24 protein-coding genes and 1 pseudogene are annotated in these 25489 nt (G+C 63.2%); 15 read left to right on the plus strand and 10 right to left on the minus strand.

Going from position 1 to position 25489, the window contains the following annotated elements:
* Positions 1-36 precede the first annotated feature (36 nt).
* The 7 genes from AC5ZG5_RS31620 to AC5ZG5_RS31650 all read left to right on the plus strand — a co-directional run bounded on the left by AC5ZG5_RS31620 (position 37) and on the right by AC5ZG5_RS31650 (position 6607).
* Positions 37-1245 carry an FAD-dependent oxidoreductase gene (locus AC5ZG5_RS31620; RefSeq protein ID WP_456645118.1) on the plus strand — a complete coding sequence of 403 codons (1209 nt, stop codon included), beginning with the start codon at positions 37-39 and terminating at the stop codon, positions 1243-1245.
* An 82-nt stretch (positions 1246-1327) separates the two neighbouring features.
* Entirely contained in the window at positions 1328-2356 is a 1029-nt protein-coding gene (locus AC5ZG5_RS31625) for an amidohydrolase family protein (RefSeq protein WP_496165486.1), read from the plus strand.
* Between the two features lie 13 nt (positions 2357-2369).
* Positions 2370-3053: a 4-carboxy-4-hydroxy-2-oxoadipate aldolase/oxaloacetate decarboxylase gene (ligK, locus tag AC5ZG5_RS31630; protein ID WP_456645119.1), complete on the plus strand. Its 684-nt coding sequence runs from the start codon at positions 2370-2372 to the stop codon at positions 3051-3053.
* A 24-nt stretch (positions 3054-3077) separates the two neighbouring features.
* On the plus strand, positions 3078-3767 hold the full coding sequence (locus AC5ZG5_RS31635) for a substrate-binding domain-containing protein (protein WP_456645120.1): 690 nt from the start codon (positions 3078-3080) through the stop codon (positions 3765-3767).
* 46 nt (positions 3768-3813) lie between these two features.
* Positions 3814-4779, plus strand: a complete 966-nt coding sequence (locus tag AC5ZG5_RS31640; protein WP_456645121.1) for a catechol 2,3-dioxygenase — start codon at positions 3814-3816, stop codon at positions 4777-4779.
* A 383-nt stretch (positions 4780-5162) separates the two neighbouring features.
* Positions 5163-6245, plus strand: coding sequence for an AAA family ATPase (locus tag AC5ZG5_RS31645; protein WP_456645122.1), 1083 nt, complete (start codon positions 5163-5165; stop codon positions 6243-6245).
* 77 nt (positions 6246-6322) lie between these two features.
* Complete coding sequence (locus AC5ZG5_RS31650; protein WP_456645144.1) at positions 6323-6607, plus strand: LysR substrate-binding domain-containing protein; 285 nt, start codon at positions 6323-6325, stop codon at positions 6605-6607.
* A 505-nt stretch (positions 6608-7112) separates the two neighbouring features.
* On the opposite strand, the gene AC5ZG5_RS31655 is transcribed toward AC5ZG5_RS31650, so the two are convergent.
* From AC5ZG5_RS31655 to AC5ZG5_RS31685, 7 genes are read right to left on the minus strand one after another with little or no spacing between them, the layout of a single operon-like run.
* The gene (locus tag AC5ZG5_RS31655) at positions 7113-8150 is read right to left on the minus strand and encodes a tagatose 1,6-diphosphate aldolase (protein WP_456645123.1); all 1038 of its coding nucleotides are present in this window, start codon (positions 8148-8150) and stop codon (positions 7113-7115) included.
* Positions 8147-9106, minus strand: coding sequence for a sugar kinase (locus AC5ZG5_RS31660; RefSeq protein ID WP_456645124.1), 960 nt, complete (start codon positions 9104-9106; stop codon positions 8147-8149). Before AC5ZG5_RS31660 ends, AC5ZG5_RS31655 begins: the two co-directional genes overlap by 4 nt.
* A complete protein-coding gene (locus AC5ZG5_RS31665) occupies positions 9103-10176 on the minus strand; it encodes an ABC transporter ATP-binding protein (RefSeq protein WP_456645125.1) in 1074 nt (357 codons plus the stop codon). Before AC5ZG5_RS31665 ends, AC5ZG5_RS31660 begins: the two co-directional genes overlap by 4 nt.
* 6 nt (positions 10177-10182) lie before the next feature.
* Complete coding sequence (locus AC5ZG5_RS31670) at positions 10183-11187, minus strand: zinc-dependent alcohol dehydrogenase family protein (RefSeq protein ID WP_456645126.1); 1005 nt, start codon at positions 11185-11187, stop codon at positions 10183-10185.
* Positions 11188-11194: 7 nt separating this feature from the next.
* Positions 11195-12022, minus strand: a complete 828-nt coding sequence (locus AC5ZG5_RS31675; protein ID WP_456645127.1) for a carbohydrate ABC transporter permease — start codon at positions 12020-12022, stop codon at positions 11195-11197.
* 4 nt (positions 12023-12026) lie between these two features.
* Positions 12027-12968 carry a carbohydrate ABC transporter permease gene (locus AC5ZG5_RS31680; protein WP_456645128.1) on the minus strand — a complete coding sequence of 314 codons (942 nt, stop codon included), beginning with the start codon at positions 12966-12968 and terminating at the stop codon, positions 12027-12029.
* A gap of 7 nt (positions 12969-12975) precedes the next feature.
* The gene (locus tag AC5ZG5_RS31685; protein ID WP_456645129.1) at positions 12976-14277 is read right to left on the minus strand and encodes an ABC transporter substrate-binding protein; all 1302 of its coding nucleotides are present in this window, start codon (positions 14275-14277) and stop codon (positions 12976-12978) included.
* Positions 14278-14458: 181 nt separating this feature from the next.
* Here AC5ZG5_RS31685 and AC5ZG5_RS31690 point away from each other — a divergent pair, with 181 nt between their 5' ends.
* The 4 genes from AC5ZG5_RS31690 (at position 14459) to AC5ZG5_RS31705 (ending at position 18435) form a co-directional block, all read left to right on the plus strand.
* Entirely contained in the window at positions 14459-15493 is a 1035-nt protein-coding gene (locus AC5ZG5_RS31690; RefSeq protein ID WP_456645130.1) for a LacI family DNA-binding transcriptional regulator, read from the plus strand.
* A 15-nt stretch (positions 15494-15508) separates the two neighbouring features.
* Positions 15509-16243 carry an SDR family NAD(P)-dependent oxidoreductase gene (locus AC5ZG5_RS31695; RefSeq protein ID WP_456645131.1) on the plus strand — a complete coding sequence of 245 codons (735 nt, stop codon included), beginning with the start codon at positions 15509-15511 and terminating at the stop codon, positions 16241-16243.
* 70 nt (positions 16244-16313) lie between these two features.
* Positions 16314-16643, plus strand: coding sequence for a formylglycine-generating enzyme family protein (locus tag AC5ZG5_RS31700; protein ID WP_456645132.1), 330 nt, complete (start codon positions 16314-16316; stop codon positions 16641-16643).
* 1 nt (position 16644) lies between these two features.
* A complete protein-coding gene (locus AC5ZG5_RS31705; protein WP_456645133.1) occupies positions 16645-18435 on the plus strand; it encodes a chloride channel protein in 1791 nt (596 codons plus the stop codon).
* A gap of 10 nt (positions 18436-18445) precedes the next feature.
* Here the strand turns inward: AC5ZG5_RS31705 and AC5ZG5_RS31710 are convergent, their stop codons facing one another.
* Genes AC5ZG5_RS31710 through AC5ZG5_RS31720 form a run of 3 tightly spaced genes read right to left on the minus strand, consistent with a single transcriptional unit; the run spans position 18446 to position 21919 of the window.
* Complete coding sequence (locus AC5ZG5_RS31710) at positions 18446-19168, minus strand: GntR family transcriptional regulator (protein ID WP_456645134.1); 723 nt, start codon at positions 19166-19168, stop codon at positions 18446-18448.
* Between the two features lie 28 nt (positions 19169-19196).
* Positions 19197-20792 (minus strand): GMC family oxidoreductase, encoded by a 1596-nt coding sequence (locus tag AC5ZG5_RS31715; protein ID WP_456645135.1) that lies wholly within the window; start codon positions 20790-20792, stop codon positions 19197-19199.
* The gene (locus AC5ZG5_RS31720; protein ID WP_456645136.1) at positions 20792-21919 is read right to left on the minus strand and encodes a mandelate racemase/muconate lactonizing enzyme family protein; all 1128 of its coding nucleotides are present in this window, start codon (positions 21917-21919) and stop codon (positions 20792-20794) included. The genes AC5ZG5_RS31715 and AC5ZG5_RS31720 overlap by 1 nt, the downstream gene beginning before the upstream one ends.
* Before the next feature lie 121 nt (positions 21920-22040).
* Between AC5ZG5_RS31720 and AC5ZG5_RS31725 the strand changes: the two genes are divergently transcribed.
* From AC5ZG5_RS31725 to AC5ZG5_RS31740, 4 genes and pseudogenes are all read left to right on the plus strand, one after another.
* Positions 22041-22796 carry an ABC transporter permease gene (locus tag AC5ZG5_RS31725; RefSeq protein WP_456645137.1) on the plus strand — a complete coding sequence of 252 codons (756 nt, stop codon included), beginning with the start codon at positions 22041-22043 and terminating at the stop codon, positions 22794-22796.
* On the plus strand, positions 22793-23602 hold the full coding sequence (locus AC5ZG5_RS31730) for an ABC transporter ATP-binding protein (protein ID WP_456645138.1): 810 nt from the start codon (positions 22793-22795) through the stop codon (positions 23600-23602). The genes AC5ZG5_RS31725 and AC5ZG5_RS31730 overlap by 4 nt, the downstream gene beginning before the upstream one ends.
* 21 nt (positions 23603-23623) lie before the next feature.
* Positions 23624-24619, plus strand: a complete 996-nt coding sequence (locus tag AC5ZG5_RS31735) for an ABC transporter substrate-binding protein (RefSeq protein ID WP_456645139.1) — start codon at positions 23624-23626, stop codon at positions 24617-24619.
* A gap of 159 nt (positions 24620-24778) precedes the next feature.
* Positions 24779-25410: pseudogene (locus AC5ZG5_RS31740) on the plus strand (helix-turn-helix domain-containing protein); the annotation flags it as partial.
* Positions 25411-25489 lie beyond the last annotated feature (79 nt).

Below are 25489 nucleotides of genomic sequence, written 5' to 3' on the forward strand. Positions count from 1 at the left end.
ACGGCACAGTTCTTTTTATCAGTCATGAGGACACCGATGAGCACCGCAGAATTGAACCAGCGCTTGAGGGTGGCGATCGTCGGAGGTGGCATCGGCGGGCTATCTGCCGCGGTCGCGCTCCGCCGTCGCGGCATCGACGTGACGGTCTATGAACAGGCGCCGGCGCTCGGCGAAGTCGGTGCCGGGATCTTCATCTACCCCAACAGTCTGCGCCAGCTGGAGCGCATGGGCCTTGGGCCCTCGTTGGCCGGCGTCGGGGCCAAGGTTGGCCCCGGCTCGCAATACTGCCGAATGGATGGGACGGTTGTGGGCCCCATACTGACGACTGACTCCGCGGGCTGGAACGGCATGTACGGCATGCACCGTGCCGACATGCTCGACACATTGGCACGTGATCTGCCTGCGAATTCTATCCGAACCGGTCATCGCTGTGTGGGCTTCGAGCAAGATGAAGGCGGCGCGAGGCTCGCCTTCTCGAACGGCGCCCATGCTGAATTTGATCTCGTTATTGCCGCCGATGGCATCCAGTCCGCGTTGCAGAAATACGTGACCGCGCCGCAGCCGCCCGAATATTCCGGCGTGCGAGCCTATCGCGGGTTGATCGCAAGCGAGGCAGTGCCGGAATGGCAGAAAGAGGTGCACCTCGTGTGGATGGGCGAAGGCAAGCACTTCATGGTGTTTCCGGTGCGCAGCGGCCGGCTGCTCAACTATGTCGGCTTTGTGCCCACCGTGAACGAGACCGTCGAATCCTGGTCCGCGTCCGGCGATCGCGACGAACTGGCCGCCGCCTTCGCGGGATGGGATCCCCGCGTTACCAGCTTGCTTGCGAAGGTCGCGACCTGCTTCTGGTGGGGTCTTTATGACCGCAGGCCTCTCCCGAGATGGACGAACGGCCGGCTCGCATTATTGGGCGATGCCGCCCATCCGATGCTGCCGCATCTCGGGCAGGGTGCCAATCAAGCCATTGAGGATGGCGTTGCGCTCGCCGTGTTGCTGGAAGGCTGCGCTGCGGCCAGCGCCCCCGGGATGCTGCTGCGCTACGAGCGGCTACGACGAGCCCGCACGGACATGATCCAGGCCGAGGCGCGTCAGAACGGTTTGCGTTACGATTCGAAATATCGGGATCTGGGTCAGCGCGATCGTGAGATCGCCAACTCCGCCGCGTTTCGCAAGACGCTTTACGACTACGATATCGAAACGGCCGCTGCCGCAGCGCGGGATGACACGACAATGCTGTCTGCATGATAGGTTCTCGAGGTCGTTTTGACTTGCCGCCGTCGTTCGCGCCAAGCGCGGCCCGGTAGCCTCCAAAGAGGATTGAGCCTACATGATCATTGACTGTCACGGTCATTACACGACGGCGCCCCAAGCTCTCGAGACATGGCGGAACCGGCAGATCGCCGGCATCACCGATCCTTTGCAGAGACCGCGCACGGCCGACCTGAAGATCAGCGACGATGAGCTCCGCGAATCCATCGAGACCAATCAGCTTCGGCTGATGCGCGAACGCGGCATCGATCTGACCGTGTTCAGCCCGCGCGCCAGCTTCATGGCGCATCATATCGGCGATTTCGCGATATCCTCGGAATGGGCATCCATCTGCAACGAGCTCTGCTTCAGGGTATCGCGTCTGTTTCCGGACCATTTCGCCGGTGCTGCGATGCTGCCGCAGAGTCCGGGCGCCGATCCGAGGACATGCATCCCCGAGCTCGAAAGATGCGTCAGGGACTTCGGCTTCATCGCCGTCAATCTCAATCCTGACCCGTCCGGCGGATGGTGGAAGAGCCCACCGCTGACCGACCGCATTTGGTATCCGATCTACGAGAAGATGGTGGAGTTCGACATCCCCGCCATGATTCACGTTTCGACCAGCTGCAACGCCTGTTTCCACACCACCGGTGCGCATTACATCAACGCCGATACGACGGCCGTCATGCAGCTTATCGAGGGCGATCTGTTCAAGGACTTTCCGGCGCTGCGCTTCATCATCCCGCATGGCGGCGGTGCCGCGCCCTATCACTGGGGCCGTTACCGTGGCCTTGCGCAGGGGCTCAAAAAGCCCGCCTTGCGCGAGCATCTGCTCGGGAATGTGTTCTTCGACACATGCGTCTATCATCAGCCCGGCGTCGACCTGCTCACCAAAGTGATCCCGGTTGACAACATCCTGTTTGCCAGTGAGATGATCGGTGCGGTGCGCGGGATCGATCCGGAGATGGGCCATCATTTCGATGATACCAGGCGCTACATCGAGGCTAGTCAGATCCTGAGCGCCGAGGACCGACACAAGATCTACGAAGGCAATGCGCGGCGCGTCTATCCGCGGCTCGATGCTGCGCTGAAGGCGCGGGGACGCTGACAGGGAACGCCAAATGACCGAACTTGGGATCGTGAAACGCAACGTCCTGCGCGCCGATCGCGCCGCCGTCGGCAAGCTCGCACGCTACGGCGTCGCAACGGTGCATGAGGCGATGGGACGCCTCGGCCTGATGAAGCCGTACATGCGACCGATCTATCCGGGAGCGCAGATTTCCGGAACTGCGGTCACCGTGCTGCTGCACCCGGGCGACAACTGGATGCTGCATGTCGCGGCCGAGCAGGTTGAGCCCGGAGACGTCGTGGTGGCGGCGCTGACCGCCGAGTGCACCGACGGCTATTTCGGCGATCTTCTCGCCACGAGTTTCAAGGCGCGCGGGGCGTTGGCGCTCGTCATCGACGCCGGCGTGCGAGATGTGAAAACGCTGGCCGAGATGGACTTCCCGGTCTGGAGCAAATGCGTCTCGGCCAAGGGCACGGTGAAGGCGACGATCGGTTCGGTCAACGTGCCCGTGGTCTGTGCGGGAGCCGCAGTGAATCCGGGCGATGCGGTTGTTGCCGACGATGACGGCGTCGTGATCGTGCCTGCCGCCATTGTCTCGAAGACGGCCGAGGCTGCGGCCGCGCGCGAGGCGAACGAGGAGGGTAAGCGCGCCAAGCTCGCTGCGGGGGTCCTCGGCCTCGACCTCTACAATATGCGCGAACCCCTGGCGAAAGCCGGCCTCAAATATATCGACTGAAACAGGATAGGCGCGGAGTTGCACGTGACGTTGGAGATCACTGGCATTTCGTCGATGGCGACGCGGCAGATACTGGCCGAGCTTGCCGCTTCCTATCAGGAGCGCACCGGATGCCGGGTTGTGCTCGCGTCGATGGGCGGTGTGGAGGTTGCGAGGAAAATCCGCGCTGGCGACGCGGCCGATGTCGTCGTTCTCGCCGGTAACGTCATGCAGCTACTGGAAGCGGAAGGCTATCTCGTTTCCGGCAGCCGCGCTGATTTCGCGCGCTCAGCGATGGCGATGGCGGTGCGCGCCGGCGCGGCACGGCCCGATGTCGCCAACGAGGAAGCCGTCAAGCAGGCGATCCTGAATGCGCGCAGGATTTGTTATTCGAGTGGGCCGAGCGGCGACCATCTCAAGCACCTCTGGGCAAAATGGGGCATCGCCGACGTGATTGCGCCACGCGCGCTGCAGGCTCCGCCGGGTGTGCCGGTCGGCGAAATGGTGGCGCGAGCCGAAGCTGATCTCGGTTTTCAGCAGCTCAGCGAACTGCTCGATCTGCCGGGCATCGACGTGATCGACGCGCTGCCTCCGGAGGTTCAGGCAATGACGGTGTTCTCGGCCGGAGTCAGCAGTGCGTCGTCCAATCCGGAGGCGGCGCGCCGGTTCGTGGGCTATCTGGTCTCGGCCGAAGCGGAGCAGGCGAAACGTCGGCACGGCATTGAACCTGCCTAGCGCCGGATGTCATTCGATCTTCGGATCCTGAGCGAGGAGTCTATACATGCACGACGAGCCGATCATGGACGTGGCGCATCTCGGCCATCTGGAACTGCTGACGCCAAAGCCCGAGGCGAGCCTGCGCTTTTTTGTCGATGTCATGGGAATGACCGAGAGCGGGCGTCGGGGAAATTCCGTCTATCTGCGCGGCTGGGACGACTACGAGCGCTACTCGCTCAAGCTGACAGCATCGCAGACGTCGGGACTTGGTCATGCCGCCTTTCGCGCCCGCAGCCCGCAGGCACTGGAACGTCGCGTCAACGCACTCAAGGGATCAGGCTACGAAGTGGGTTGGCACGAGGGCGAACTGGGCCACGGGCCGGCTTATCAATTTCGCGATCCCGACGGGCACCTGATCGAGCTCTATTACGAGACGGAATGGTACCAAGCGCCTCCCGCTTTGCGGCCGGCCCTGAAGAATCAAGCGCAACGGTTTCCTGCGCGTGGCATCAACGTGCGCCGGCTCGATCATTTCAACTGCCTCGCCGTCGACGTCAAACAGAACCGGGAATTCTTTCAGCACTTTCTGGGCTTCCGTCCGACCGAATTGATCGTGTTGAACGACGGCACCGAAGCCGGCATGTGGCTCACGGCGACGAACAAGAGTTACGACTTCGCCTACACGCGGGAGGCGCACGGGGTGAAAGGCCGCTTCCATCACATCACCTACGCGCTCGACAGCCGCGAGGATATTTTGCGTGCCGCTGACATCTTCCTCGAGAATGGCGTGTTCATCGAGACCGGTCCGCACAAGCATGCCGTCCAGCAGACCTTCTTTCTCTATGTCTACGAGCCGGGCGGCAATCGCGTAGAGGTTGCCAGCGCCGGTGCACGGCTGGTGCTGGCGCCCGATTGGAAGCCGATCATCTGGACCGAGGAGGAGCGCAAGAAGGGCCAGGCCTGGGGAATGAAAACCATCGAAAGCTTCCACACTCACGGCACGCCTCCCCTGCAGCCCGACGGGTCATGAGGTGCTTATTATCAAGACAGATAGCAGAAGCGCAGGACTCGCATGCGGCCAATGCAGTGCTGAGATATCGCCGCTAGCTGTGATGATTGCTTTGGCCTTATTTTGACATGTGGCCGGTTGGAATGACAGCGACGAAAATGGCGAAAGACCGACTCGGCCCGTTACGCGACGCGTGAGAACGAGGTCGACGACCTGCTCCGAGCGGAGATCTTCGTCGACCTGTTCTCGGTCATGCATCACGCCGTTCGCGCCAGCGTCGACAGCTATTCTATCAAGAAGCTCGAACCGCTCTATGCGTTCACGAGGTCCGTCCCGTTCACGAGCGGGACGGTCTGGCGGACCTTGAGTTCCTTGAGCCGTGCGGCGGGACGCCCAAGGCACCGGTGCATCGGTATCGGTTCGCGCTGCAGGACATCGACATCCGGGCTGACGACGATCTCAGGAGCGTCGGCGGCGACAAGTTCGGACGCCTCGTGGCGGTCTCCTTGGACGACCGCACGATCGACATCAAGAAGCGCGCCGATACCGCCGGACTTCATCCCGAGGCGGTCGTCGCCCTTAACTTCGTCGACACGCAGGTGCTCGCGGACTCGCTGATGCGGATTGGTGAGTACGTCGCGGACCACGGAATGCAAGGCGACGGCGATTGCAGAGCGGCGCGGCACCTTCTGATGGCGCTCGCTCCGCGCCTGCGGAGCGGGCAATTGCAGGTCGACGGTGAGCCCGCGGTCGCGGCCGCGATCCGCATAGCCTTGGATCTCGATGAAAGCGTCTTTCCCGTGCAGGGCCCGCCCGCCGGTAAGACTTTCGCGGGAGCCCGAATGATTCTGGCGCTCGCTCGAGAGGGATGGACTATCGGGATCACCGCGAACTCGCACAAGGTGATCCGACATCTGCTCGACGAGGTAGGCATCGCTTCGCGCGAACAAGGGTTCGCCGTCGAATGCCTGCAGAAGCTCTCAGACAGGGAGGAAGACCGGCCGGGTCTCAGATTCACGATCGACAACCGAGCGTTCCTGAACGCCCTGAATGCCGACTGCCGGGTCGACGGTGCGACCGCATGGTTCTGGGCGAGGCCCGACGCCGCGGACAGCGTGGACGTGCTCTTCGTCGACGAGGCGGCGCAGATGTCGCTCGCGCACGTCTTGGCCGTGTCACAGGCCGCACGTAGCGTCGTTTTGTCGGGAGATCCCAGACAGCTCGAGCAACCGATCCAGGGTAGCCATGCCGGAGTCCGAGCACCCAGATGCGCCGCGCGGGATGGAGTTCCTCTACAGCGCCAATCGGCTGAACGTCGCGACCTCGCGCGCGAAGTGCATCTGTGTGGTGGCGGCGTCGCCTCGTCTTTTCGAAGTCGACTGTCGTACGCCTCGTCAGATGGCGCTTGCGAACGCGTTCTACCGGTACCTAGAAATGGCGGAGACTATCTGAGGTCCGATTATAGAATTTCGGCGTTCGGAAAATAGGAATATATTCCATAATCAATGTTATGCGAAGAAAATAGTTCAGCAAAATCAATTGATTGTAGTTTCTCCTCCTGATACTGCCTACCCGCTCGCATGGCCTGCGGCGCAGGGTGGAGACAGAGTTCCAGCAGCACAACGTGAAGCCCAATGTGAGCGCAGAGATCGATTCGCTTAAGTTGCTGATGCAATGCGTAAGCGAGGGCATGGGAGCAACCATCAAACCGATGTCTGCCTTGCACGATGTCGATGAGGAACACGGCACGTGGCGGACGCTGTCGATCAGCGACGCTCAAATTACACGGACAAATTTCCTCTACTCGCTTTTACCAGAACTAATGTCGGACGCCGCCCCGCCGTACTGATCGAAATGTGTGAAGTCGCTCATGAACTCATTGAATGCCGTCAATGGAAAGGAGTCCAACTGATCGAGCAGGTAGCGGCGTAACGCTCCGGCTCGCTCTCGTCGATTAGACTAGATCGTTCCTCCGCCAGCGCTGTGCCGAGGAAACTCAGTTCGTAGGCGCAATGCCAATCGCGCGCGGCCCCAAATGAACGCCTCGGCTCTAGCAGCTCCAGCTCTTCTGCGCGCTGTGGTTCGACGCGGTACTCGGCCAGCGAAAACGCGCTGGAGCGCCGAGTTCGCTCGAGTAAGTCACTCTGTACAAGGCTCGCAAGTCCGCTTTGCACCAGAAATGCCCTCCCCGCTTTGTCGTCGTTTGCCCCTGAGCGGACGTGCCGAAATCGCGCCGATCGCGATCACAAGCCCTAAGGTCGCGTCGATATTGCGCTATCGGAAGGGCGGTGCAGCCCATGTATCTCAGGCCCGGCAATCTCGACCGAGCCCAGATACGCGGAACCGCCACCATTTCAGTAGGCGCGCGCGAAGTCACCCTCCTGCTTGATGTCGGTGAACACAGGAAAGCGCGCCTTCCACGGCGTTCCTTTGGCCGTAGTCAACTTGTTGAGCCGCTCCAGCACCCCGAGACCCTCCTTGCGCAGGCTCGCCGAAACCGCCGCAGGGTCCGGGAAATTCTTCAGGACGGCATTGAGCCAGATCGTGCGGCCCGCCAAGAAGCCGCCCGCGCCCGCGGCATAGGCGAAGTCGAGGACGCGCTCGAACTTTTCGGGCGCAGCGCCGCCCGACAGCAGCACCCAGGGAATGCTTCGCTCGCGGCAGATATTGCCGATCGCATCGAATTCCTTCTGCGCCGCCTTGGCTTCCGCGCTGCCGTCGCGGGCCGGCAGGCTGTCGGCCGCAAGAGGGCTCTCAAGTTTCAAGAGATCGACGCCGTATTCGGGCCTGGCAAACTCGCGCACGCTGTCGATGACGAGGCTTGGGAGCTTGCCCGGCGATTCCACGTAGTCAGCAGTGTGATTGGCGCTGCCGAGGAAAGGATAGACCAGCAACTCGAGGACATAGGGAATGTCGTGGCGGGCGCAGTCCTCGCCGATCTCGCGCACGAAGCGCTTCTGGTGCTCGTTCACCGCGGCATCGGCGTCCGGCCGGTACCAGGCAAGCACCTTGACGGCATCGCCGCCCATGGCGCGGATCTTCTCCACGCTCCAGTTCGTGATCACGCGCGACTTGCGGCCGCCCGCGGTCTCCTCGACGCGGTGCTCTTCCAGCGTCATGATCAAGCCGCAGCGCGGCGGCAGCAGATCGATCGCAGCTGGCACGGCAAAGTTCGGGTCGAACAGCATCGAGCTGCAATGCGGCGCGAGGTTCTCGACGAGGAGACGCTTCGCCGCCGTGACGTCGGAATATTCGACCTGGTCGCGTGTGATGCCCTTCGCCTTCGCGATGGCGTCGAACAGTGGCGGCCGCTGATCCAGTGCGACCATGCGAAAGTGGCCATCCGCGTCAGCAAGCCGTGCCAGGCCGCGGTTCTTTCCAATTGTTCTCATAAATTCGTCCTCATGAATGCAAGACACTCGTTGATGGTAGGGATTCCGTTGCGGCCACCGGCGTGGCGGCATTTCATGGCAGCTGTGGCTGCCGAAAACCCCATGGCGGCGCGCACATCGAGGCCGACGCCGACCGCCAGCGCATAGGCGCCGTGGAAGACGTCGCCGGCGCCGGTGGTGTCGACGACATCGACGGCGTAGGCCGCCTGCCGGTGCTGCTGGCCGCTCTCGTACCAGCTCACGCCTCCCTCGCCGCGCGTGACGGCAATGACGCGGCAGCCGAACCGCGCGAGCGCGGCCAGAGATTCGTCTTCGGCCGAACCGGCAAAGAATGTGAGCGCGGGTTCGGAGAAGATCGCATGGTCGGTCAGCGGCAGCAGCCGCTCGAACACCTCCGCATCGGCCATGTCACCGTCGAGCACCGTCGGAATGCCGCGCGCCCGCGCTTCCCGGAACAACGTCGCGGCGCCCTCGACCCAGCGCGGATCAGCCAGCACGGAGGACGCGCGCGCAACTGCTTCGAGCGGAAGCCAGTCCGCAGCTTCCTCATAAAGGCCGCGGAAATTGACGATCTGCCGCTCGCCGGAACTATCGACGATGATTCCGGAGACGGACGAGCGCCCATCGGGAAACAGCCGGAAATTCGCAACATCGACACCCTCAGCGGCGAAGGCCGATCGCATCTCGTGGCCGGCGGCATCATTTCCTGCCCGCCCCCAGAACGCGACCGACGCACCGAGCCGCGCGACCGCGACCGAGGCATTAGCGGCCATGCCGCCGCCAAGCGTGCCATATCCGACGGCCTTGATCTTCTCGCTTTGGCCGACGAAGAGCCGATCGACGCGCCAGACCTGGTCGAGCGCAGACAGGCCGAGGCAAATCACGTGCGCGGGCCTCGCCTTAGACGCCACGTCCGCCAGCGCCGACAGATCACCAATGTTCGCCAACGCACTCACCGCAGGACCTGTCCGTTGGCCGCATCGAACAAATGCATCTTGCCCGGTTGCGGACGCAGGCCGAGACGATCGCCGACCTTCGGGCGCAGCGACGGATCGACCCGCGCGATGGCGGAGACGCCGGCGAGGTCGAAATGGATCAGCGTATCCGAGCCCAGTGGTTCGACCAGTTTGACGTTGATGACGACGCCATCGGCCGTGTCGGTCGCCGCGACGAAATGCTCGGGACGGACGCCGAGGATCGCACTGCCGGCCTGCTGCAGGCGGCTTGCGGTCTCGCCGTCCAGCGGCACCGCCGTTGCGCCTTGCAAAAGGATTGCCCGCTCCTCACGCCATTCGACAGGGAAGAAGTTCATGGCGGGCGAGCCGATGAAGCCGGCGACGAACTGGTTGGCCGGCCGCTCGTATACCGTCTCCGGCGTATCGTATTGCTGGATCGTACCGCTCTGGAGCACCACGATCCGGTCGGCCATCGTCATGGCCTCGATCTGGTCATGGGTCACGAAGACCATGGTGGTCTTGAGCTCCTGCGACAGCGCCTTGATCTCGGCGCGCACCTGCCCGCGCAGTTTTGCGTCGAGGTTGGACAGCGGCTCGTCGAACAGGAACGCCTTGGGATTGCGCACGATCGCACGGCCCATGGCGACGCGCTGGCGCTGCCCGCCGGAGAGCTCCTTCGGCTTGCGGTCGAGATAGGGTTCGATGTGCAGGAGCGCGGCGGCGCGCTTCACGCGCGCGTCGATCTCCGCCTTCGGCGTTCCCCGCAGCTCCAATGCAAACGACATATTGTCGTAGACCCGCATGTGCGGATAGAGCGCGTAGTCCTGGAACACCATCGCGATGTCGCGCTGTGCGGCTTGCACGCCGTTGACGCGCTTGTCGCCGATATAAAGGTCACCGGACGTGATCGGCTCGAGACCCGCGATGATTCGCAGCAGTGTCGACTTGCCGCATCCGGACGGCCCCACGAAGACGACGAATTCGTGGTCTGCGATCTCCAGATCGAGATCGGGGATCACGGTGAAATTTCCGTAGCGCTTGACGAGGTTGCGGATCGAGATCGAGGCCATGATCGCTTAATCCAGCGCCAGTACCGGCTTGATCAGCTCGCCCCTGGCAAAGCGGGCAAAATTCTCCGGCAGGGCCGACAGGCCGAACTCGCCGTCGACGAGGACGCGGTATTCGTCCTTGTACTTGCGCAGCAGCTCGATGTTCGGCTCGAAATCCGAGACCGGGAAGTAGAAGGTCCGGATCATGTAGAAGTCCTTGCGGCGGAACACCTTGCCCTCTTCGATGGTCCAGGGCGCGGCGTTCTCGCCGACCAGCACCAGAGCGCCACGCGGCAGGACAAGCTCGATGCCGAGGTTGCGCGCCGCATGCGCGCCGGAGCATTCCATGATGAGAGCGAAGCGCTTCGAGGTGTCCCCGACCGGATGCGCCTTCGCGCCAAACGATTGTGCGATCTTCAGACGCGCCGTGTTCGGATCGGCCACGTGGATGTCGTTATAGCCGAGCGCGCGCAGCGCCAGCACGACACCGAGGCCGACCGGCCCTGCGCCCATCACGAGGACCGGGCCGGCCTCACTCGCCGGCACCACGTGGCTGACGAAGCGCACGGCATGGCCGGACGTGCCGATGGTGTCGAGCAGCAATGGCCCGAGGCTGTCCTCGACGTCATCGGGCACCGGCAGCAGGCAGTTTTCCGGCACCGGCACGTATTCGGCATAGCCGCCCGGTCGGTTCCAGCCAATCAGGCTCGAAACCTCCAGGCACATCTGGGTATCGCCGCGCTTGCAGGCAGCGCAGTGGTCGCAATGGAGGGGAATATAGACGGCGCAGCGACGACCATGCAGGCGGTGGCCGGGCTGCTCGACGACGCCGAAGATCTCATGACCGGCGGTGAACTCGGCGCCCTTGTGCCAGAGCTTGAAGTCTGAGCCGCACAGCGCGGTGCGCGTGACGCGCACCAGCACCTCACCAGTGCCGACATCGGGCATTGCCACGCGCTCGATGGTGATGCGGTCGCCACCATGGAAGACCGCAGCCTGCATGATTGAATTCGGTCGGGGTGATACGTTCATCAGATACCTAGCCTTTCACCGCCCCGAGCGTCAGCCCGGACACCAGCCAACGCTGAACCAGGGCCGCCAGCACCAGCGGCGGCAATGCAATCAGCGTCGCCGCGGCCATGAGAGCGCCCCATTGCGTCGAGCCTTCGCCGATGAAATTGAAGGCCGCCGCGATCAGCGTTTTGGTGTCGCCATTGGAGAGCACCAGCGCAAAGAGGAAGTAGTTCCACGAGAAGACGAAGGCGAGGATCGCCGAGACCGCCACGCCGGACGCGACCAGCGGCAAGGCGATGCGCCAGAGAATGCGCGTGACACTGCATCCGTCCACCTGCGCGGCCTCGAAGACGCTGCGCGGGATGCCGTCGAAGGACGGCAGCAGCACCCAGATCACGATCGGCAGCGTGATGACCGCGTGGCTCAGGATCAGCGCCGTGTAGGAACCGATCATGCCGACCTGCCGGAACATGACATACCACGGCAGCAGGAACAGCGTGCCGGGCGCCATCCGCGCCGCGAGCGTCAGGATCGCCGGCCACGAAATCCGCGTCCAGGAGACGGCGAAAGCGGCGGGAATTCCGAACAGCAGCCCGAGCGCGGTCGAGCCGACGGTGACAATGAGGCTGTTCAGCGCATAGCTGAGGAACGGCGTGGTCTTCGTCAGCTCGACGTAGTTGTCCAGCGTCGGCGTGAATATCAGCGTCGGCGGATAGGCCGTGACCTCAAAGGACGGCTTGAACGAGGACAGCACCATCCAGACCGTCGGCGCCATGATGAGCACGCCGGCCAGCACGAGCTGCAGGGTGTTGAGCCAACGGATCCAGCGGTCGGCAGTGGCTGCGTCGGTCATGAGGTCACCAGGCAACTGCGCCGCGCAGGCGGTTGAAGGCGAGCACGGCACCGAACACGATCGCCGTCAGCGTCAGCATCAGAGCACTGGCATACCCGATGTTGAAGAACTCAAAGCCGACCCGGAACCCGTAGATGTTGAGTGTGTTCGAGGCGTTGCCCGGGCCACCTTGGGTGGTGATGTAGATGATGTCGAAGAAGCGCAGGAGGTCGACACTGCGCAGGATGGCTGCGGTGACGATCGTCGGCAGGAGCAGCGGCAGGGTGATGCGCTGGAAGGTCTTGAACGGGGAAGCACCGTCGATCTGCGCCGCTTCGTAGACGCTCGGCGGCAGGGATTGCAGGCCGCCCAGCACGATCAAGGCGACATAGGGTGTCCACTGCCAGCTATCGATCAGCGCCACCGTCGGGATGACCCATGTCGGTGAGGCCAGCCAGTCCGACGGCGGCAGGCCGAACAACTGCAGGATATAATTGGCCGCGCCCAGCGACGGATCGAGGATTACGAGCCACATCATGCCCGCCACCACCGGTGGCATCATGAAGGGGGAGATAAATAACGAGCGCACGATTCCCGGCAGGCGCCTGGCGTGAAACAGCGCCAGCGCGAGCCAGACGCCAAAGACGAGCTGGAGCACAAGCGACAGCACATAAAGCGCAATCGTGACCCAAAGCCCGTGCCAGAACTCGTGATCGGAGATCAGCTTCGAATAGTTGGCGAGGCCGGCAAAGGACTGCTTGCCGGTCGAGGAGAAATTCAGGAAACCGAGCCAGATCGTGTAGACGACCGGAAATGCGATCATCGCGACGGTGAAGATCACGGCTGGCGACGAAAGCGCCGACATCTCCAGCCTCTGCCGATCCTGCGTCAATGTCGCAGCCGTATCCGACATCCGTCCGTATCCCTGATCGAGTGAGATGCCGACCGGCGCGAAGCCGGCCGGCATCGGACCGTTACTTCTGCGCGATCAGCGCATCGAGCGCCTTGTCCGCGTCGGCACAGGCCTGATCGACGCTCTTCTGCTTCAGGATCAGATCCTGAACCGCCTGACCGATGAACTCGCGCGATTGTGGATTGGCAATGATAGGATAGCCGACTTCCGATGAACCTTTGGTGGCGAGCACGTCGAGTGCGTCCTGCCATTCCTTGCGCACCGGCTCCTCGTCGATCCACCTTCGATATTCGGGATCCTTGGCAACCGACGGCCGCGGCGGGGCAATGCCCTGGAGCGCCATCTTCATCTGCACCTCGGGGCTGGTCGCCCACTGCACGAAGTACCAGGCCGCGTCCGGCTGCTTGCTGTGCGAGGACACCGCCATGCCCCAGCCGATCGTGGTCGGCACCTGGCCGGCATCGCCTGCCGGGAACGGCAACAGGCCGGTATCCTTCAGGCGCGCGCCGCCCTCCATCACAGTGCGCAACTCGTTCGAGGATTCGAACGCCATCGCGGCGCGGCCGCTGCGATAGAGCGCCGAAATCTGCTGGAAGCTGTAGTTGACCACGCCGGGCGGACCGAAATCGCGCAGCAGCCGGCTATAGATGTCGAGCGCTTCCTTGCCCTTGGCCGAGCAGAGGTTCGACTTGCCACCTGCGATGTAGCTGCCGCCGATGTTGTGCAGCATGTTGCTGAAGGTGTAGGCGACCGCGGGCTTGAGGCCACGCGAGACAAAGGGCGTGACAGCGCTGTCGCAGGTCTTGATCTTCTCGGCGGCGGCTTCGACGTCCTTGATGGTCTTCGGCGCCTCGATGCCGCACTTCTTGAAGATGTCGGTGCGGTAATAGAAGATCGGACCTTCGATGTTCATCGGCATGCTGGTCAGCTTGCCGCCGAAGGTCGCGGCCTTGAGCAGGGCCTGGCTAAGCCCGGCCGGGTCGTATTCCTTGGCCACCTCGTTTTTGGCCATCGCAGTGAGATCGCCGTACCAGCCGGCCGCGGCGAACTGCTCGCCTTCCCGCGACGGCAGCGTCATGAACACGTCAACCTCGTCGCTGTTCGCATTCATGACGGTGACCAGACGCTGGCGCATCTGCTGTTCCTGATAGCCGTCGACCTTCAGGGTCATGCCGGTCAGCTTCTCGAAATCGGCCTTGTAGGTCAGGAGTGCCTGCGCGACCGGATTGTTGTTGGCGAGAAAGCTGACGGTCTTGCCCTTGAACTTCATCCAGTCGAAATCGGCCGCACGAGCCTGCGCGCTGACGGCGACAATCGCGAGAACGGGCAACGCGACGTGCGTCGCGAGCATCCTGGCCTTCATCGAATTCTCCTCCCGGCTGGCCGCCTTAAGCTGGCAGACCATTTGAACACGACTTGAAAACGGTTACAATCTAAAGCTCACATCCGTCGTGTCAAGCGATGGACAAGCTGCGCAATCTACGGCAGATTTACGACGTTACCGCTACCGCGCGGTTTGCTCTGTCGGATGTAACGTTACATTCATGAGACTGACCCACGCCAAGTCTGTGAAACAGGGCATCCGCGCCGTGGCGGCCCGCGCTGGTGTTTCGACGGCCTCGGTCTCTCGCGCGCTCAACAATCCCGATACGGTGAGTCCTTCCTTGCGTGCGCGCATCGAACAGGCGATCGACGCGCTCGGCTACATCCCGCACGCGCCGGCGCGCATCCTGTCGTCACGCCGCTCGCGCACCCTTGGCGCGATCGTGCCGACAATCGACAACACGATGTTTGCGCGCGGCATCGCCTCGCTCCAGCAGTATCTCTCCACGGTCGGATACATGCTGTTTCTCACCACGAGCGGCTACGATCTCGACGTCGAATTGCAGCAGGCGCGCAATTTGATCAGCCGCGGCGTCGATGGTCTTGTGCTGCGCGGCGATTGCCATCACGAGGGATTGCGCAAGCTGCTCGCGGACAATGCGGTGCCTTTCATCAATGTCGGCATCTACCAGCCTGATAGACCCTACCCTTGCGTCGGAACCAACAACGAAGCGGCCGCCCATCGTGCCGCCGCGCACGTCATCGAACTCGGCCATCGCAGCATCGGGATCGTCTCGGCGCTCCAGCGCAACAATGACCGCGCCAGCGCTCGCGTCGCCGGCTTTCGCCGCGCGCTCACCGAGAACTGCCTGGAGCTTCCCCCGCAATGGCATGTCGAGGTGCCCTATACGCTGGACGACGCGCGTGAAGCGGCCCGCTATCTCTTCAACCTGAAGGATCGTCCAACCGCCGTAGTCTGCGGCAACGATGTCATCGCCTACGGCGTGTTGCTCGAGGCGGAACGCGACGGATTTTCCGTGCCGCGCGACCTGTCGGTGGTCGGCTTCGACGATCTCGACTGGAGCCGCCATTTGCGGCCCAGCCTGACCACGATCCACGTTCCGACCGGAGAAACCTGGCAGCGCGCCGGGGAATATCTGGTGCGCAGCCTCGCCGGCGAGCAGACCATCATGCATCGCGAGATCGACTTCTCGCTGGTGGTCCGTGAATCGACGGCTCCCCCTCTCAAATCCTGAAGTGAGACCCTTTCAATGCGCTCAAATTTTTCTCTTGCGCCCGACTTCCATGCCGTGGTGATCGGCGGCGCCGGCGACATTGGCGCCGCAATCAGCAACCAGTTTTGCGACCTCGGCGCGACGGTGACCGCAACGGCGGCCAACGAGACCGATCTGGCGCGCACCCTGCTGAAATCGCGCGCCGGACTCACACTCGCGACGCTCGACGTCACGAACGACGACGCTGTCGCCTCCTTCGCCCGACAGCAAAAGCGCGTCGATGCGCTGGTCAACTGCGCCGGAATTCTCGCCCGCGACAAGGAGTACGAGATCAAGACCTTCATGAAGGTGCTTGACGTCAATCTCACGGGCACTTTTCGAACCTGCATGGCGTTCCACCCACTTCTCGCCGAGAGAAAGGGCTCGATCGTCAATATTGCCTCAATGAACGCGACATTGGCGCTGCCGCGAATCCCGGCCTATTGCGCCAGCAAGGGCGGCGTCGTGATGCTGACCAAGGCGCTCGCCTTGGCATGGGCCGAGGAAGGCATCCGGGTCAATGCGGTTGCCCCCGGCTATATCGAAACGGCGATCAACGCAGCTGGCCGCACCGATCGCGCGCATTATCAGCGCATCGCCGATCGCACCGCGTTCAAGCGCTGGGGTCAGCCGGAGGACATTGCGGGGGCGGTCGCGTTCCTCTGCATGCCGGCATCACAATACGCTACCGGCACCGTAGTCGCGGTGGATGGCGGGTTTCTTGCCGGATGAGCCAGGAGAGCAAAGCAATCCGTGGCTTAACGGCATTTCGATTTGACGGGGACGGCAGCGTGCCGTCAGCTTGGACGCGCTGAAATCCCATAGTAACACGATGGACGATAGCCATTTCGCCACCGCGCCCGTTCATGCTTTCGCGCCGAACGGATACGGCCTGCATAATGTCGCCGGAAATGTTTGGAAATGGTGCGAGGCCCCCCTCACACCGTCACGGGACCCCTTGAATCGCGAGCCTGCCCCGAACCGCTCGACGCGCGGCGGATCCTTCCTCTGCCACGAGTCCTACTGCAATCGCTACCGCGTAGCGGCACGAGGCTCCAACACGCCCGATAGCTCGTCGAGCAACATGGGCTTCCGTGTCGTGCGCACCGAGCCGCCGCGGGATCCGGCATAGGATGGCGTTGGCGCAAAATGCCGCGAAGCCGGCGCCTGCTCCCGGCATCAGTCTGCTGCCGCAGTTCTTGCGCAATTTCGTGCGCAGTCGCGAGACTGGTCTCGTCCTGGTCGCCATTGTCGTCGGGTTGCTGAGCGGTGTCCTCGTCGCCGCGATCTCGGGCCTCAGCCAGATTTCGCACTCGCTGCTGTTCGACATTCCCATCGACGCGCATCTCAGCGCCACGGGCGTGATTTCCTGGCAGCGCACGCTGCTGATCCCGACACTCGGCGGCCTAATCCTGGCGCTGATCGGGCTCTACTTTTCGCGGCGCGTGAAGGGACAGCAACTCGCTGACGCCATCGAAGCCAACGCGCTCTATGGCGGCCGGGTGTCCTTTCGCGGCAGCCTGCTGATCTCGATCCAGACTCTGCTGTCCAACGGGTTCGGTGGATCGGTCGGACTGGAAGCGGGATACACCCAGATCTGCTCGATGTTTGGCTCGCATGTCGGCCAGCGCCTCGCCGCCCGCCGCAACGACATGCGGCTATTGGTAGCCTGCGGCGCGGCGGGGGCAATCAGCGCAGCGTTTTCGGCCCCGCTAGCTGGCGCCTTCTATGCCTTCGAGGTCGTGCTGGGGGCCTACACTTCCGCCGGTCTCGTGCCCGTCATCGCTAGCGCCGTCACGGCGTGGCTGGTGGCGCGGCAGTTGACGCATCAGTCCTTCCTGATGGTGCCCGGATTCCCAACGCCCGTGTCCGTCGAGATGATCGGGCAGGCCGTGCTGATCGGCATCATCTGCGCGTTCGTCGGTATCCTCGTCATGCTCGCGGTCGCATTTTCCGAGCGTTGCTTCCAGCGGGTCACTCTTTTCAGCGGCTTCATGCGGCCGATCCTCGGAGGCCTGCTCCTCGGCGGCCTCGCGCTGTTGACGCCGACCGTGCTCGGCGCCGGCCATGGCGCGATGCAGATCCTGCTGGTCAGCAATCCGAGCTGGCTCCTGCTCACGACCACCATCGTGCTCAAGATACTGGCATCGGCCATCTCGCTGGGCTCCGGCTTTCGCGGCGGCCTGTTCTTCGCCTCGCTGCTGCTCGGCGCGCTGATCGGTCAGCTCTACAGCATCGTGCTGACCGGCCCCCTCCCCACGTTCGCGCTTCAGCCTGGCACCGCCGCCATCGCGGCTCTCGCGGCGCTCGGGACTGGCGTGCTCGGCGCACCGTTCAGCATGATCTGTCTCGCACTCGAGATTACCGGCGATTTCTCCGTGACAGTCGGGGCTGTGGTTGCATCATCGGTCTGCGCGCTGATCGTCCGCGAGTTGTTCGGCTACAGCTTTGCGACATGGCGCTTCCATCTGCGCGGCGAGGTGATCCGCGGTCCGCAGGACGTCGGCTGGGTCCGTCAGATGAGCGCGGCCTCCCTGATGCGCACCGACTTCGAGAATGCACTGACCACGATGCCGATCGGCGAGGCGCAGAGGCTGTTTTCGCCGGCGCAGGTCCGACAGGTCGTGCTGCGCGATCCGAATGGCCGCTATGCCGGCATCGTCGCGGCGGCGACGCTGCATTCCGTCTCCAATCGGGATGACGAGCCGCTCGGGTCGCTCGCTCAGCAGCAGGATGAGTGCCTGCTGCCTACCACGTCGGTTCGCGATATCCTGAAGGCGTTTGAACGGAGCGAAGCCGACGTGCTCGCGGTCGTTGACCGCGCCGACCATCGCGCCGCAATCGGCACCCTGAGCGAATCCCATGTGCTGCGCACCTACGGGGAAGAGCTCGAACGGCGGAACCAGGAGCTGTTTTCGCGATGAACCTTGCGCGCTATGGTCTTAGATCCATGTCGATCCGAACAAAATCGCCGCGATAGGTCACTTCGCCGAGATAGATCACGGTGCGGTCCTCGGTCGTGAAGACACGGCGGACTTCGGCAACCGGAGAGTTGAGAGGAACGCGCAGCAGCCGCGCCGCCTCGATGTCTGCGGTTCCAATCGTCAACGTCTGACGGGCGCTGGCGATCGCGGGATCCCTGAGATCGTTGAGGATCGGGATCACGGTCTCTTTGCGAAAGCGCTTTGGAGACCTGCGGAAGATTTTCTCATCGAGATAGATGGAGATGACGCAGTAAGGCTGTTTCTGGCGCGAGTGCAGACGGCGCATGAAGACATATTTCTCGGCCGGCTTGCCGTCTCCGGGAAGCAGCGGCGCATCGCTCCGGCTTTCCGAGATGTTGATGATCTCCGGCGAAGTGTCGCGGTACATGTCCGCGAGATCGGACAGGGTGGTCTCGACCTTGAGCCAGCGCTCCTGTCGCACAGTCCCGGTGACGAAGGTACCGCGGCCCTGCTGCGCCTCGATGACGCCATCGCGGGCGAGCAGCTCGACTGCTTGCCTGATGGTGACGCGCGAGACGCCGAACTCGGCCGCCAGTTCCTCGTTGGCCGGCAGGCGAAAACCTTGGGTCCAGACACCGCGCGCGATCCGCTGGCGAAAAATATCGGCAATCTGCGCGTATTTGGGGACGTGACTGTCGGAACTCAATTCCACCTCGCCCTCCAAGAATCAAGCGTCCCAATCAGAACATGACAAGGGCCGCACCCCGTTCGCCAATCATCAGGCTGGTCGCATTGGTGTTGGCCGAGGTGATCTGCGGCATCACCGAGGCGTCGATCACGCGCAGCCGCTCGACGCCGCGCACACGCAGCTGCGGATCGAGCACTGCGCGCTCGTCCCTGCCCATACGGCAGGTCCCGACGCAGTGAAACACCGTGCCTCCGGTGTTGCGCGCGAAATCCCATAGCCCGGCATCATCGCTTGCGGCTTTACCCGGGACCATTTCGACGTCCCAGAGTGGGCGAAACGCCTTTTGCTGATAGATCTCGCGCAAGATCTTCAGGCCCGCAACGATGGTCTTGCGGTCGATCTCTTCGGCAAAATAGTTGGGCGCGATCCGCGGCTGGTCGAATGGATCGACCGAGCGGATCGCAAGCTGTCCGCGCGATCGGCCGTGGCATTGCCAGACCGAGGCCGTAAAGCCGGAATAGCGGTGGAGCGGCTCGCCGGGCTTGTCGACAGAAAGCGGCATCACGTTGAACTGCACGTCCGGACGCCCGCCGACCGCATATTCGGTGCAGGCCGCTCCGCCCACCTGCCCCGCCCCCACGGTCAAAGGCCCCCGCCCCGCCAGCATCCATTGCAACCCCATCTTCGCGAGCTCGACGGGATGTCGGACCTGGTCATTGAGCGAGATCCGCTCCTTCAGGCGCACGATCAGCCGGGCTTGGTAATGGTCCTGCAGATTGGAGCCGACTTCGGGCGAGTCGGCAACGACAGGAATGCCGTGCTTGCGGAGCAGGTCGGCCGGACCGACACCGGAGAGCTGGAGGATTTGCGGCGATTGCAGCGCGCCGCTGGACAGGATGACCTCGCGATCAGCTGTCGCGTTGTGGACCTGCCCTTTGCTGATCCACTCGACGCCGGTCGCGACGCGGCCGCTGAAAGTAACCTTGCTCACCTGTGCATGCGTGATGATGGTGAGGTTGCGACGGTCGGCAATGGGTCGAAGAAAGGCGGATGCCGAGCTGGTCCGCCAATGCCGCCCGATGCCAAGCTGATAGGTGCCGACGCCAAGCGTCGTCGCGCCGTTGAAGTCGGGATTGAGCGGCAGGCCGAACTGCACGCCCGCCACTACCCAGGCCCTCGATGCCGCGTTGTCGTTCCGGAGATCGGAAACCTCGAACTCACCGAGGCCGCCGTGAAACTGGCTCTCGCCGCCGCGGTACCGCTCATAGCGCCGGAAATAGGGCAGCACGTCGCGATAGCTCCAGCCGTCAGCGCCGAGACGTTCCCAGTCGTCAAAATCCTCGTGCTGGCCGCGGATGAAGATCAGACCGTTGATCGACGATGACCCGCCCAGCACGTGGCCGCGCGGCCAGACGATGGCGCGGCCGCCGCTCCCTTCCGACGGCTCAGTCTTGAACAGGCGCGAGAAGCGCTCGTTGTAGATAGTCCGGTAGTACCCGACCGGTAGCTTGAGCCAGAAATTCCGATCCGAACCACCGGCTTCGAGCAGCAGCACGCGGCAGGCAGGATCGGCCGACAACCTGTTTGCGATCACGCAACCGGCCGAACCCGCGCCGACGATGATGTAGTCGTAGCCGAGCCCCGACATCAGGCGCTCCGGTATTGTTCGATTGAGGCAAGATCGGGCTCGATGCCGAGACCCGCTTCGTCGCCGAGCTCGATCCTTCCATCGCTGACGTCAAGCACGCGGCCGCAGAATTGGTCGCGTAGCGGGTTCTCGTTGCTGTCGACCTCCAGCAGTCCCTCGCCGCCGACGCCGGCCAGAAGATGCGCCGACGCCAAGAGGCCGATGCCAGCGCCGAGATAATGCGGACAGAACATCTTACCTGACGTCAGGATGTCGCGGGCGATGCCTGCGCAAGCCGAAAGCCCGCCCCACTTGGCGATGTCGGGCTGTACGACACCGAGAACCGGCTCGCTCAGCACCTCGGCAAAGCCAGCGTGGCTCGCGATGTTCTCACCGGCCGCGAGCGGAAAGCGGATCGTCTTGTGAAGCTGCTTCCATTCCTGGCGCGGGCGGTCCGCGCGGATGGGCTCCTCGAGCCAGGCAAGGCCGAACGGCGCGAGCTGCGGCGCAAGCTCGAGCGCCTGCGCGATGGTCCAACCCTGGTTGACGTCGGCTGCGAGCATGCCATCGCCGACGAGGCGCCGCAGCGCGGCGAGATTGGCTCGGTCACCTGCCGGATCGAAGCCGATCTTCAGCTTCAAGGCGTGGTAGCCGCGGCCGAGGGCTGCTTCCGCCGTTCGTTCCGATCCGACTGGATTGATGCCGCTGGCATAGACCTTGATTCGGTTCCGCGATCCGCCGAGCAGTTTCCACAACGCAACGTTCTGGCGGCGCGCATGGAGATCCCAGACGGCGAGATCGATGCCGGCGATCGATTGCGCGAATGGGCCCGCTTCGCCGGATTGCAACGCGAGCACCGAAGTTCCTCGCGTCAATCGCTCGAATGCGGCAGCAGGTTCGCTTGTCCTGAATCCGACAAGCGCCGGTGCCAATACCTCGTTGACCAGCCGAACGCGATGCTCGGCGCCGGGCGCGGGAAAATTGCACCAGACCTCGCCCCAGCCCACGTGACCATCCCCGTCCTCGACCCGAACGAACACGGCCGGCCGGTCCACCATCCGCCCGAACGAGGTGATGACTGGTGTCGTCAGCGGATAGCGGAAGCCAAAGGCCTGGACGCTCCGGATAGTGAAAGGCGGCGATGTCATGCGCGGAAAAGCCTACGGCGCCTACGACGAAAGCGCCCCTTGTATGGTCCTCCTATTTATAATATGACTCGCCAAACATCAAATGCAATCCGGGTGGACGCGTCGAATGGACGGAGCTGGCGTGAGACGCTTTGGTCTCGGGTTGATACCGTGGATCGGTGCGATCCTGCTCTGGTATGCCGTTCGCTGGAGCGGCTTCGTCAACGCATCGCTGATCCCCGCCCCGCACCAGGTCGCCGCAAAGTTCGTCGAGCTTCTCACCAAGGAAGGCCTTCTGATCGACATCTTCGCCTCGACCAGGCGCGTCTTTTTCGGCGTCTCGCTCGGGATCCTCGTCGCGGTGCCCGTCGGCTTCCTGCTCGGATGGTATCGCCCGGCCCGCACCTTCGCCGACCCCATGATCAATTTCTTCCGCGCGCTGCCGCCGATCGCGTTGATCCCGCTCGTGATCGTCTATTTCGGCGTGGACGAGCTCGCAAAGCTCGTCATCCTGTTCTACGCTTCATTCTTCTCCGGCGTGATCGTGATGTACGAGGGTGTCTCGCAGATCACGCCGCTCTACATCCGCGTCGCGCAGACGCTCGGCGCCAATCAGGCCGAGATTTTTCGCAAGGTCATCATTCCCCTCACCGTTCCGCACATCCTCACCGCGCTGCGCGTCGCGTTGGGAGTCGCTTGGGCAACGCTGGTGGCATCCGAGCTGATTGCGGCCCAACGCGGGCTCGGCGCCATGATCCAGAATGGCTCGACCTACTTCCTGCTCGACGTCATCTATGTCGGCATTATCTGCATCGGCCTGATCGCGCTGATCATGGACATGATCCTGCGCAAGATCACGGCCCGATTGCTGGTCTGGCAGGATCGGGCCATTGCATGACCACGCGTGCACAGTTCAACAAGGTTTCGCTTGCCTTCGAGACCCCGAAGGGACGCCTCAACGTCGTCGAGGATGTCAGCTACGACATCAACGATGGCGATTTCATCGCGGTGATCGGCCCCTCAGGCTGCGGCAAGACCACGATGATGAGCATGCTCGCCGGCTTCCAGAAGCCGACGACGGGAAGCGTGCTGTTCGATGGACGTCCGGTGGCAAGACCCGGTCCCGAGCGCGGCGTCATCTTCCAGGAATATGGCGTGTTCCCGTGGCTGACGGTGAAGCAGAACATCGGTTTCGGCCTGACGCTCCGGGCCAATCACGTTCCGGCCGGCGAACGTGAGGCGATCTGCGATCACTATCTCGGCCTGATGGGGCTGTCGGACTTCGCCAACTCCTATCCAAAGCATTTGTCCGGCGGCATGCGTCAGCGGCTCGCGATCGCGCGCGCTTACGCCGTCAAGCCGCAGTTCCTGCTGATGGACGAGCCGTTCGGTGCGCTCGACGCCCAGACCCGCTCCAACATGCAGAACCTGCTGCTCAAGGTGCTCCAGACCGAAGGCAAGACGGTCATGCTGATCACCCACTCCGTGGAGGAGGCGATCTACCTCGCCTCCCGCATCGTGGTGGTGACCGCGCGGCCAGCGCGGATCAGGCAGATCATCGACGTGCCGTTCGCCTATCCGCGCGATGAATCGATCCAGGAGCGGCCCGAATTCGGCGAGCTGCGCAGCTACATCAGGCAGCTCGTGATGGACGAGTATCGCGTCCAGCAGGCGCAGATGCGCCCGGTCTCATTCTCGGAATAACAACGCAGCGGAGGACGACCTATGGATCGGCGACAATTTCTGACCACGACGGCCGGGCTTGTCGTGGGAAGCTTCACGGCCGCAGCGCCGGCGATCGCGCAGGCCAAGACCAAGGTCCGTGTCGGCTATCTCCACACCGTTGCTGTCGACGGGCAGATCTGGACCGGCATGGACCGCGGCTCCTTTGAAAAGCAGGGGCTGGATCTCGAGCTGCGGCAGTTCAACACCGGCCTTGAAATCTTCCAGGCCCTGATCGGCGGCAGCCTCGATGTGCTGGCGACAGGTGCCGTGCTCTCGAACTTCCCGGCCCGCGGCCAGGGCAAGGTCTTCCTGATCAACGACATCGAGGTCGCGACCGCGCAGCTCTGGGTGCGCGGCGACCAGGGCATCAAGTCGTTCGAGGACCTGAGGGGCAAGCGCATCGCGACCGCGACCGGCACCACTGCCCATGTGTTCCTGGATCGCGCCTTGCGCGCCAACAAGATCGACCCCAAGGAGGTCGAGCTCGTCAACCAGACCATGCCGGCGGCCGTGACCGCATTCGTCTCCGGCGCGGTGCCTGCCGTCGCGCTCTGGGTGCCATTCAACGTGACGGTTCGCGACAAGATGCCGGGCGCGGTCAAGCTCGCCGATGCTTCCGCCTATTATCCGCAAGCCGCGATCATCGGCGGCTGGGCCGCGGCCAATGACTATTACGAACCCAACAAGGAAACGCTGGCGAAGCTGATCCGTGGCTGGTCCGATGCCAATGACTACATCATCGCGAACAGCACCGAAGCGATGGAAAAGCTGCAGAAGGGCCATTACAGCCAGACGCCGATGGCCGATATTAACGAGTCGTTCAAGGCGCAGAAGATGTTCTCATCGCGGGACTGGAAGCGGATGTATTCCGACGGCACGGTCACCAACTGGCTGCAGCAATCGACCGACTTCTTCATGGCCAATGCCGGCATCAAGGACTTTACGCCGGCAAGCAAATATTTCGATCCAAGCCTCTATTTGAAAACGATTGCGTGAACGGACTGGGAGACTGAGTACGTGTGTCAGCGCCGGAAGCCAGTGGTCCGGCCGCGCTCCGCATTTCCCGGCTCGGTTCAAGATCCATTGCCATAACCGGCGCGCGTCGAGCCCGCCCCGTTGAACGGAAGCTGGCCAAGAGACCCAAACAGCTTAGTCAAGGAGCATGGCCTGGAGGCGCTCAGCGACCGCTCCAGGCGGGCGGTTCGCTACGCCAACCAGCTGCCGGCCCAGATCGAGACCCTGATTGTCCAGCTCAAGGCCGAGAAGCCGCACTGGGGCGCGCGCAAGCTCCGCGAGCTGCTGGTGCGGCAGCTCGACGGCGACGTCCGGGGGCTGGCCAAAAGCACCATCCATGCAGTCCTCGACCGCCACCACCTCGTCAAGCGCGGGGGTGGGCTGCGGCGCCGCACGCGCGGCACGGCGCTGTCCCAGGGACTAGCTCCCAACGATCTCTGGTGCGCCGACTTCAAAGGCGAGTTCAAGCTCGGCAATGGCCGCTACTGCTTCCCGTTGACTGTCAGCGATCATGCCGCGCGCTTGCTGCTGCTGTGCGAGGCGCTCGACTCGACGCGGGAAGACCCCGCAACTACGGCTTTCGAACGAGTGTTCCACGAGCGCGGCTTGCCGCTCGCCATCCGCTCCGACAATGGTGTGCCCTTTGCCAGTCCCAATGCCCTGTTCAATCTCTCTTGGCTCTCAGGGTGGTGGCTCCGGCTCGGGATCGCGATCGAGCGCATCAAACCTGGCCATCCGCAGCAGAAGGCCGGCACGAGCGCATGCACCTCACCCCTGTGTGTACCGAAAACCTCATCCGAGTTGATGATGTAATGGAATCGCCTAAGCTGGCGGAATGATCGGGCTGCTTTG

This window comes from Bradyrhizobium sp. Ses1 (genome assembly GCF_059512365.1).

Excerpts from the sequence above, each read along its gene's own strand:
- AC5ZG5_RS31620 (WP_456645118.1), top strand. The coding sequence starts at position 37 with ATGAGCACCGCAGAATTGAACCAGCGCTTGAGGGTGGCGATCGTCGGA.
- AC5ZG5_RS31625 (WP_496165486.1), top strand. The coding sequence starts at position 1,328 with ATGATCATTGACTGTCACGGTCATTACACGACGGCGCCCCAAGCTCTC.
- ligK (WP_456645119.1), top strand. The coding sequence starts at position 2,370 with ATGACCGAACTTGGGATCGTGAAACGCAACGTCCTGCGCGCCGATCGC.
- AC5ZG5_RS31640 (WP_456645121.1), top strand. The coding sequence starts at position 3,814 with ATGCACGACGAGCCGATCATGGACGTGGCGCATCTCGGCCATCTGGAA.
- AC5ZG5_RS31655 (WP_456645123.1), bottom strand. The coding sequence starts at position 8,150 with ATGAGAACAATTGGAAAGAACCGCGGCCTGGCACGGCTTGCTGACGCG.
- AC5ZG5_RS31665 (WP_456645125.1), bottom strand. The coding sequence starts at position 10,176 with ATGGCCTCGATCTCGATCCGCAACCTCGTCAAGCGCTACGGAAATTTC.
- AC5ZG5_RS31670 (WP_456645126.1), bottom strand. The coding sequence starts at position 11,187 with ATGAACGTATCACCCCGACCGAATTCAATCATGCAGGCTGCGGTCTTC.
- AC5ZG5_RS31675 (WP_456645127.1), bottom strand. The coding sequence starts at position 12,022 with ATGACCGACGCAGCCACTGCCGACCGCTGGATCCGTTGGCTCAACACC.
- AC5ZG5_RS31680 (WP_456645128.1), bottom strand. The coding sequence starts at position 12,968 with ATGCCGGCCGGCTTCGCGCCGGTCGGCATCTCACTCGATCAGGGATAC.
- AC5ZG5_RS31685 (WP_456645129.1), bottom strand. The coding sequence starts at position 14,277 with ATGAAGGCCAGGATGCTCGCGACGCACGTCGCGTTGCCCGTTCTCGCG.
- AC5ZG5_RS31690 (WP_456645130.1), top strand. The coding sequence starts at position 14,459 with ATGAGACTGACCCACGCCAAGTCTGTGAAACAGGGCATCCGCGCCGTG.
- AC5ZG5_RS31695 (WP_456645131.1), top strand. The coding sequence starts at position 15,509 with ATGCGCTCAAATTTTTCTCTTGCGCCCGACTTCCATGCCGTGGTGATC.
- AC5ZG5_RS31705 (WP_456645133.1), top strand. The coding sequence starts at position 16,645 with ATGGCGTTGGCGCAAAATGCCGCGAAGCCGGCGCCTGCTCCCGGCATC.
- AC5ZG5_RS31715 (WP_456645135.1), bottom strand. The coding sequence starts at position 20,792 with ATGTCGGGGCTCGGCTACGACTACATCATCGTCGGCGCGGGTTCGGCC.
- AC5ZG5_RS31720 (WP_456645136.1), bottom strand. The coding sequence starts at position 21,919 with ATGACATCGCCGCCTTTCACTATCCGGAGCGTCCAGGCCTTTGGCTTC.
- AC5ZG5_RS31730 (WP_456645138.1), top strand. The coding sequence starts at position 22,793 with ATGACCACGCGTGCACAGTTCAACAAGGTTTCGCTTGCCTTCGAGACC.
- AC5ZG5_RS31735 (WP_456645139.1), top strand. The coding sequence starts at position 23,624 with ATGGATCGGCGACAATTTCTGACCACGACGGCCGGGCTTGTCGTGGGA.